General features: G+C 76.0%; 3 protein-coding genes and 2 pseudogenes. 3 read left to right on the forward strand and 2 right to left on the reverse strand.

Annotated features, from left to right (window positions below):
- Positions 1 to 109: 109 nt before the first annotated feature.
- Both EF918_RS38675 and EF918_RS30565 read left to right on the forward strand, forming a co-directional pair.
- Positions 110 to 643: pseudogene (locus EF918_RS38675) on the forward strand (FAD-dependent monooxygenase); the annotation flags it as partial.
- A 73-nt stretch (positions 644 to 716) separates the two neighbouring features.
- Positions 717 to 1,145 (forward strand): annotated as a pseudogene (locus tag EF918_RS30565) (hypothetical protein); the annotation flags it as partial.
- Positions 1,146 to 1,799: 654 nt separating this feature from the next.
- Here EF918_RS30565 and EF918_RS30570 read toward each other — a convergent pair.
- Positions 1,800 to 2,429: a hypothetical protein gene (locus EF918_RS30570; RefSeq protein ID WP_125652176.1), complete on the reverse strand. Its 630-nt coding sequence runs from the start codon at positions 2,427 to 2,429 to the stop codon at positions 1,800 to 1,802.
- A gap of 215 nt (positions 2,430 to 2,644) precedes the next feature.
- Positions 2,645 to 4,804 (reverse strand): RecQ family ATP-dependent DNA helicase, encoded by a 2,160-nt coding sequence (locus EF918_RS30575; RefSeq protein WP_125652177.1) that lies wholly within the window; start codon positions 4,802 to 4,804, stop codon positions 2,645 to 2,647.
- A 122-nt stretch (positions 4,805 to 4,926) separates the two neighbouring features.
- Here EF918_RS30575 and EF918_RS30580 point away from each other — a divergent pair, with 122 nt between their 5' ends.
- Positions 4,927 to 6,162 (forward strand): DUF4192 domain-containing protein, encoded by a 1,236-nt coding sequence (locus EF918_RS30580; RefSeq protein ID WP_125652178.1) that lies wholly within the window; start codon positions 4,927 to 4,929, stop codon positions 6,160 to 6,162.
- The last annotated feature ends 554 nt before the right edge of the window (positions 6,163 to 6,716 follow it).

Here is a 6,716-nt window from a genome sequence, read left to right on the forward strand (position 1 = left end):
GCACCGCGCCGCCCTGATCGCGGGTCTGACCGCGGAACTGCCCTCCGGAGCGGTCCGGTACGGTACGGCCGTCCGGGACGTGACCGACGCCGAGGCCGGTGCCGCCCTGGTGCACACCGCCACGGGCGAGGTCCGGCCGGCCGATGCCGTGATCGCGGCGGACGGGATCAACAGCCCGCTGCGCCGCCGGTACTTCCCCGACCACCCCGGCCTGCACTACAGCGGCGAGACCGCCTGGCGCACCGTGCTGTCCGCGGAGGGCCTGCCGCCGCTGGTCACGTCCGAGACCTGGGGCCGCGGCCAACGGTTCGGGATCGTGCCGCTGGCGGACGGGCGGGTCTACGCCTACGCCACCGCCTTCCAGCCGCAGGGCACCCGGCCGGCCGACGTACGGGCCGAACTGACACGGCGGTTCGGCCCCTGGCACGCTCCGGTGCCCGCCCTCCTGGAGCGCCTGGACCCGGCCGCGCTGCTCCAGCACGACCTGTTCGACCTGGCGGCCCCGCTCCCCCGCCTCCACCACGGCAGGCTCGCCTGGCTGGGCGACGCCGCCCACGCCATGACCCCCAACCTCGGCCAGGGCGGCTGTCAGGCCGTCGAGGACGCCGTCGTCCTCGCCCACCTGCTGGACCGGGCGGACACCGACGGCATCCCGCACGCCCTCGCCGCCTACTCGGCCGCCCGGCGGGACCGTACCGACGCCCTCCGCATCCGCGCCCGCCGCGCCGGCCGCCGCCCCGTCGGTCTCCGCCGCGGTGCCGCAGATCCAGCTCATCCCGGCCTCGGCCGCGGGCGCGCTGGACGCCGCCGAGGAAGCCGTCGACCTGCTGCTCGACACCGGCCGCGCCCCCGGCGACGTGCTGGTGCTGACCACCGGTGAGCTCCACCCGTGGGCCGCGCACGAGCTGTCGTTCGGCGAAGCCGCGTACTGGGCCCAGCACGACGCCCGCGACGACGTCTTCTACGCCGACGCCACCCAGGTGGAGCGGGCCGCCGCCCGTCCGGTCGTGGTCCTCGCGGCCAACGGCGGACCGGCCGACGCCGTGGCCGCCGCCCTGCCCGGCGCGCTCGCGCGTGCCGGCGCCCTGCTCGTCGTGTGCGGCGACGCGCAGCAGATCAACTCCGTGCTGGGGGCGGGCGTCTGACGCCCCCTGCCATCCTCCGTACGAGGGCGAGGGGCGGGGCAGGCCGACGCCGGCCCCGCTGAAGCTCTCGGCCCTCCGGGCAGGGGCGGCCGCGCGCGACGTCCGGCGAATCGTTTCGCCGGGGTCGACCCGTGCAGCACGACCGCCCGGCACCCGGCCGCACCGAGCCGGGCTGCGCCGAGCCGGGCCGCATCAGGGCGGGCCGCACCGAGCCGGGCCGCATCAGGCCGGGCTGCGCCGCCGGGTGGGGTTGCGCCGGCGACGCGGCACCGTGAGGCCGGTAGGTCGACCTGGTGGCCGTGCGCAGGCGAGGCCGAGCTGGCCGTGCCGAGCCCCGGCTGGGCCGGGCTGGGCGTGCCGAGAGGGTCGGGCTGAGATGGCTGGGCCGAGCCCCGGCCGGGCCGGGCTGGGCGTGCCGAGACGGTCGGGGGCTGAGCAGGACGTGCCGAGTCTGGCCGTGCCGAGCTGGGCGTCCGAGCCCCGGGCTGGGCGTGGCGAGGGTCGGGCTGAGCTGGGCGTGCCGAGCCCCGGCTGGGCCGGGTTGGCCGGGCCGAGCTCTGGCGACGGCGCGGGAACGGTGGCGATGGCACGGGACGGTGGGGACGGTGCAGGCCGGTGGGCGGTGTGCTCCGCCGCGGACGGCGGAAAGGGCGGTCAGCGCGCGGCGGTGCGCCGCAGGGCCCTGATCGATCCGCCGCCGGTGCTCATCGCCAGCGGAACCGGCTCCACGGTCGTCTCACCGAGCGGCTCCGGCCGTGAGTGCAGGTCGGGCCGGCGGCCACCGCGGCCGTCGCCGAGTACCTGCCAGCCGTCGCGGCCGAGCGTGATGTACGCGCCGCAGCGCAGCCCGTGCAGGGTGCACGCGTCGCGCAGCCCCCACATCCAGGCCCCGTCCTCCTCGGTCCACCCCTCGTCGCCGTCCCGGCAGTAGAGCAGCACCGCGGTCCGGACGGGGGTGCGTCTGCGCAGGTCGTGCGGGATGACCCGGCGCAGCCGGGACAGCAGGGCGTTGCGGTACTCCCAGCCGTCGCCCGAGGCCGAGCGCTGCACGAACGAGGCGCTGGCCACGAGCCGTTCCTCCGGATCGAGGACGGCGATCACGGCGGTCGAGGGAGCCGGCTGGTGCCGGGAGTGCAACCCGCCGACCAGTTCACGGGGGTTGCGCAGGAGCGGGATCCCGGACGCCGTCCACTCGGCAGGTTCCAGCAGTCTGCCGTGCCGACTGGCACCTCCGGCGGCGGCGCCGAACGACGCGGTGGCGGGCGGAGCGAATCCGAAGGTCACGGTCCTCCCTTCGGGTACACGCCCGCGAACGGGCACGGCTGGGGTGTGGGCGCGCCGCAGCGCGGCCCTGTGGGTGCCGACGAGCCGAGCGGGAGCTCCCCCAATTCTCGCGTGGTGCCTCAGGCTGCGGCAACGAGCAATTGGCGCCGCCGACCGGAAATGGTGGGTATGCCGTTCATATCCTTGCCCAGTCGGGCCCGACATGACGCATCCGGCTACGGCTGAAGGGCGAGTACCAGCGGAAACACCTCCTTCGCACCGGCCTTGCGGAGCAGCCGTGCCGCTACCGCGAGGGTCCAGCCGCTCTCCGCGCGGTCGTCGACGAGGAGCACCGGACCCGCTGCTTCCGCCAGCGTCGCGGACAGCTCCGGGGGCACGCTCAAAGCCTGGTGGAGTCCCCGTACACGCTGGGCGCTGTTGGCGGCGGACAGGCCGAACTCCGGCATTGCGTCCGTGTACCGCAGGCTCCCCAGCAGGGGAAGCCTGCCCACCTGCGAGATCCGGGCGGCCAGTGAACCGATGAGCTGGGGCCGGTGGCGCGAGGGCAGCGTCACCACGCCCACCGGGCGGGCGGGGGCGTCCGGCGCGCCCGAGGCCCAGCCGCCCGGACCGCGCGCCCAGTCGGCCAGAACCTCCACCACCGCCTGCGCCACGTCGTCCGGAACCGGCCCGTCCGGAGTCTGCGTGGCGAGCATCGGACGCAGCCGGTTGCCCCAGCCGATGTCCGAGAGCCGGCCCAGGGCCCGGCCCGTGGCCGCCTGTTCCCCGGCGGGGATCCGGCCCTTGAGGTCCACCCCGACCGCGGCCAGCCCGGTCGGCCACATCTTGCGCGGCTCCAGCTCCACCCCCGGCCAGCCGAGCTCGCCCCGGGCCACCTCCAGGGCGGTCGACGACACATCGGCGGTGAATCGGGCGCCCGCGCAGTTGTCGCAGCGGCCGCAGGGCGCCGCCTCCTCGTCGTCCAACTGGCGCCGCAGGAACTCCATGCGGCACCCCGTGGTCGCCGCGTACTCGCGCATCGCCTGCTGCTCGGCCGCCCGCTGGCGGGCCACCCAGGCATAGCGCTCGGCGTCGTACACCCACGGCTCGCCCGTCGCGGTCCAGCCGCCCTTCACCCGGTGCACCGCGCCGTCCACGTCGAGCACCTTGAGCATGGTCTCCAGCCGGGTGCGCCGCAGGTCGACCAGCGGCTCCAGCGCGGGCAGCGACAGTGGCCTGCCGGCCTGTCCCAGCGCGTCGAGGGTGCGCCTGACCAGCTCCTCCGGAGGGAAGGCGACCGAGGCGAAGTACTTCCAGATCGCCTCGTCCTCCGGGCCGGGTAGCAGCAGCACCTCGGCGTGCTCCACGCCGCGGCCGGCCCGGCCCACCTGCTGGTAGTAGGCGATCGGCGAGGACGGGGACCCCAGGTGCACGACGAAGCCCAGGTCGGGCTTGTCGAACCCCATCCCCAGCGCCGAGGTCGCCACCAGGGCCTTGACCCGGTTGGCCTGGAGGTCGTCCTCGGCCTGCTGGCGGTCGGCGTTCTCCGTCTTGCCCGTGTAGGAGGAGACCTGGTGCCCGCGGTGGCGCAGGTACGCCGTCACCTCTTCGGCCGCCGCCACGGTGAGGGTGTAGATGATCCCCGAGCCCGGCAGCTCGGTCAGGTGGTCGGCGAGCCAGGCCAGCCGGTGCGCGGCGTCGGGCAGCGACAGCACGGCGAGGCTGAGGCTCTCCCGGTCCAGCGGGCCCCGCAGCACCAGCGCGTCCGAGCCCGCTCCCGTGCCCAGTTGCTCCGCGACGTCGGCGGTCACCCGGGCGTTGGCCGTGGCCGTGGTGGCGAGGACCGGCACCCCCGGCGGCAGGTCCGCCAGCATGGTGCGCAGGCGGCGGTAGTCGGGGCGGAAGTCGTGTCCCCAGTCGGAGATGCAGTGCGCCTCGTCCACGACCAGCAGCCCGGTCGCCGCCGCCAGCTTCGGCAGCACCTGGTCGCGGAAGTCGGGGTTGTTGAGCCGCTCGGGGCTCACCAGCAGGACGTCGACCGCACCCGCGGCGACCTCGTCCTGGATTTCCTCCCATTCCTCGGGGTTGGCGGAGTTGATGGTCCGGGCGTGGATCCCGGCGCGGGCTGCCGCCTCGACCTGATTGCGCATCAGCGCGAGCAGCGGCGAGACGATCACCGTGGGCCCCGCGCCGGCGGCCCGCAGCAGGGACGTGGCCACGAAGTACACGGCCGACTTTCCCCAGCCGGTGCGCTGCACGACGAGCGCGCGCCGCTTGTGCGCGACCAGGGCCTCGATCGCCCGCCACTGGTCCTCGCGCAGCCGGGCGGCTCCCGTCGGGTCTCCCACGAGACGGGCGAGTACGGAATCGGCCGAGGACCTCAGGTCTGCGTTCATGCCCCCATGCAACCCGATGCCTCCGACATCGCGCCAACGGCGCTCGAAGGCTGTGGAAGTTTCGAATTCAAGAGTTATCCACAGGGCTTTTGGGATCGGGGGCGGCGCGGGACCGTCGAGCCATGACGAAGAACCGCGAACCACGTGACCCGTCCGCATCCACCACCGTCCCGCAGATCACCCTGCGCAGCCCGGCCGAACTGGCCGACGCCCTGCCGTACATGGTCGGCTTCCACCCGAACGACTCGCTCGTGATGGTCGCCGTGCACGGCGAGGGCGGCCGCTTCGGCGGCCGGCTGCGCGTCGGCATCCCCGGCGACCCGGGGGAATGGGAGGAGACCGCCCGGCTGGTCGCCGACTGCCTCGTCCGCGGCAGCGAACGGCGCTCCGGCAAGCCCGACGGCATCGTGGTCTACCTCTGCCAGGACCCGGGCGAGGGCGAGGAGGCCCGCGCGGTGATGAGCCGGTTGCGCCCCCTGGCCCAGGGCGTCCGCGTCGCCTGCGGGGCCCTCGACGTGCCCGTCCTCGAAGCCTTGTGCATCTCCGACGGCCGGTACTGGTCCTACTGCTGTCCCGACGCCCGCTGCTGCCCGGCCGACGGCACACCGCTGGCCCCGGCCGGCACCTCGGTGATGGCGGCCGCCGCCACGTTCGCCGGGCTCCGGGTCAGGGGCAGCCTGAAGGACATCGAGCGGCGGATGACACCGCTGCGGGGACCCACGGCCGAGGCCCAGGAGCGGGCCCTCGACCGGGCCGCCGCCGCCCTCGTCCCGAAGATCCTCGACGGTGCCACCAAGCAGCAGGTGGGGGCCGAGACCGTGGCCCTGGTCCGCACCCTGCTGGAGCGCCTGACGCTGGCCCCGCCCGCCGAGGGCGGCACCCGGGCCGACGACTGGGACGACGCCCTGCTCGGCCACGACGAGGCGGCCTCGCTGATCCTCGGGCTCCAGGACCGCGAGGTGCGCGACATCGCCGCCGAGTGGATGGAGGGCGAGGAGGCCGCCCCCGCCCTGCGGCTGTGGCGCGCCCTGGCCCGGCGCTGCGTCGGGGCCTACGGGGAGCACGCCGCGGCCCCGCTGACCCTGGCCGGCTGGGTCTCCTGGTCCACCGGGGACGAGCCGACCGCCCGGATCGCCCTCACCCTCGCCCTCCAGGCCGACGGCGAGTACCGCTTCGCCCAGCTGCTGCACCACGCCTGCAACGAGGGCCTCGACCCGGAGGGCCTGCGGCACTGCCTGCGCGAACAGCGCAACAAGCGCGAGCCACGCCGCAAGCGGGCGAGCACCCGCCCGCCGGGCCGCCGCGCCCGCCTTCCGCGCCCCACCCGAACCCGCCGCACCACCAGGAGCGAACGATGAACACGCCCCGGCATCCCCACACAACCGACACCGACCCCACCCGGACCGCGGGCGGCGCCCCCGCACCGACCCCACGACGGAGGCCACCCGGCCTCGTCCCACCGCCGGGTGCACCGGATGCCCCGACGGCGTCCCACGCCCCGCCTCCCGCGGCTGCTCGCCGGGCGCACCGACCGGTCGACGGCGGCCATCGGCACCGGCCAGCTCGTGGCGCTTCTACGCCGCCCGCTCCGCCTACGTCGGCCGCCTCGCTGGCGCCGGCTGTCCCGCAGGCCCCGCCGGCGCGGCGCACCCGGACGCCGTCGTTCGCCCCGCGGGCGCGGCGCGCCCGGACGCCGGGGTACGCCCCGTTGGCAGGGCGTAGACCGGCCGGTCCGTGGCGGCCGTGCGCGCCGGATGCCTCGTCGGCCGCGCCCGAGCCGGCCCGGGCTTCGTCCCGGCCCGGCCCTGCGCGGGCCCGGGGCACGGTGGCGCGTCGGGTCACGAGGTGGTTGCGGGCGGCCCGGAGGGCGGTGGGAGCCGTGACCCGGGCCCGCGCAGGGCCGGGCCGGGAC

The sequence above is a fragment of the Streptomyces sp. WAC06614 genome, assembly GCF_003949795.1.
Classification (GTDB): domain Bacteria; phylum Actinomycetota; class Actinomycetes; order Streptomycetales; family Streptomycetaceae; genus Streptomyces.

What these genes read in the sequence shown, in the direction of transcription:
- EF918_RS30580 (WP_125652178.1), top strand. Translation starts at nt 4,927, where the DNA reads ATGACGAAGAACCGCGAACCACGTGACCCGTCCGCATCCACCACCGTC.
- EF918_RS30575 (WP_125652177.1), bottom strand. Translation starts at nt 4,804, where the DNA reads ATGAACGCAGACCTGAGGTCCTCGGCCGATTCCGTACTCGCCCGTCTC.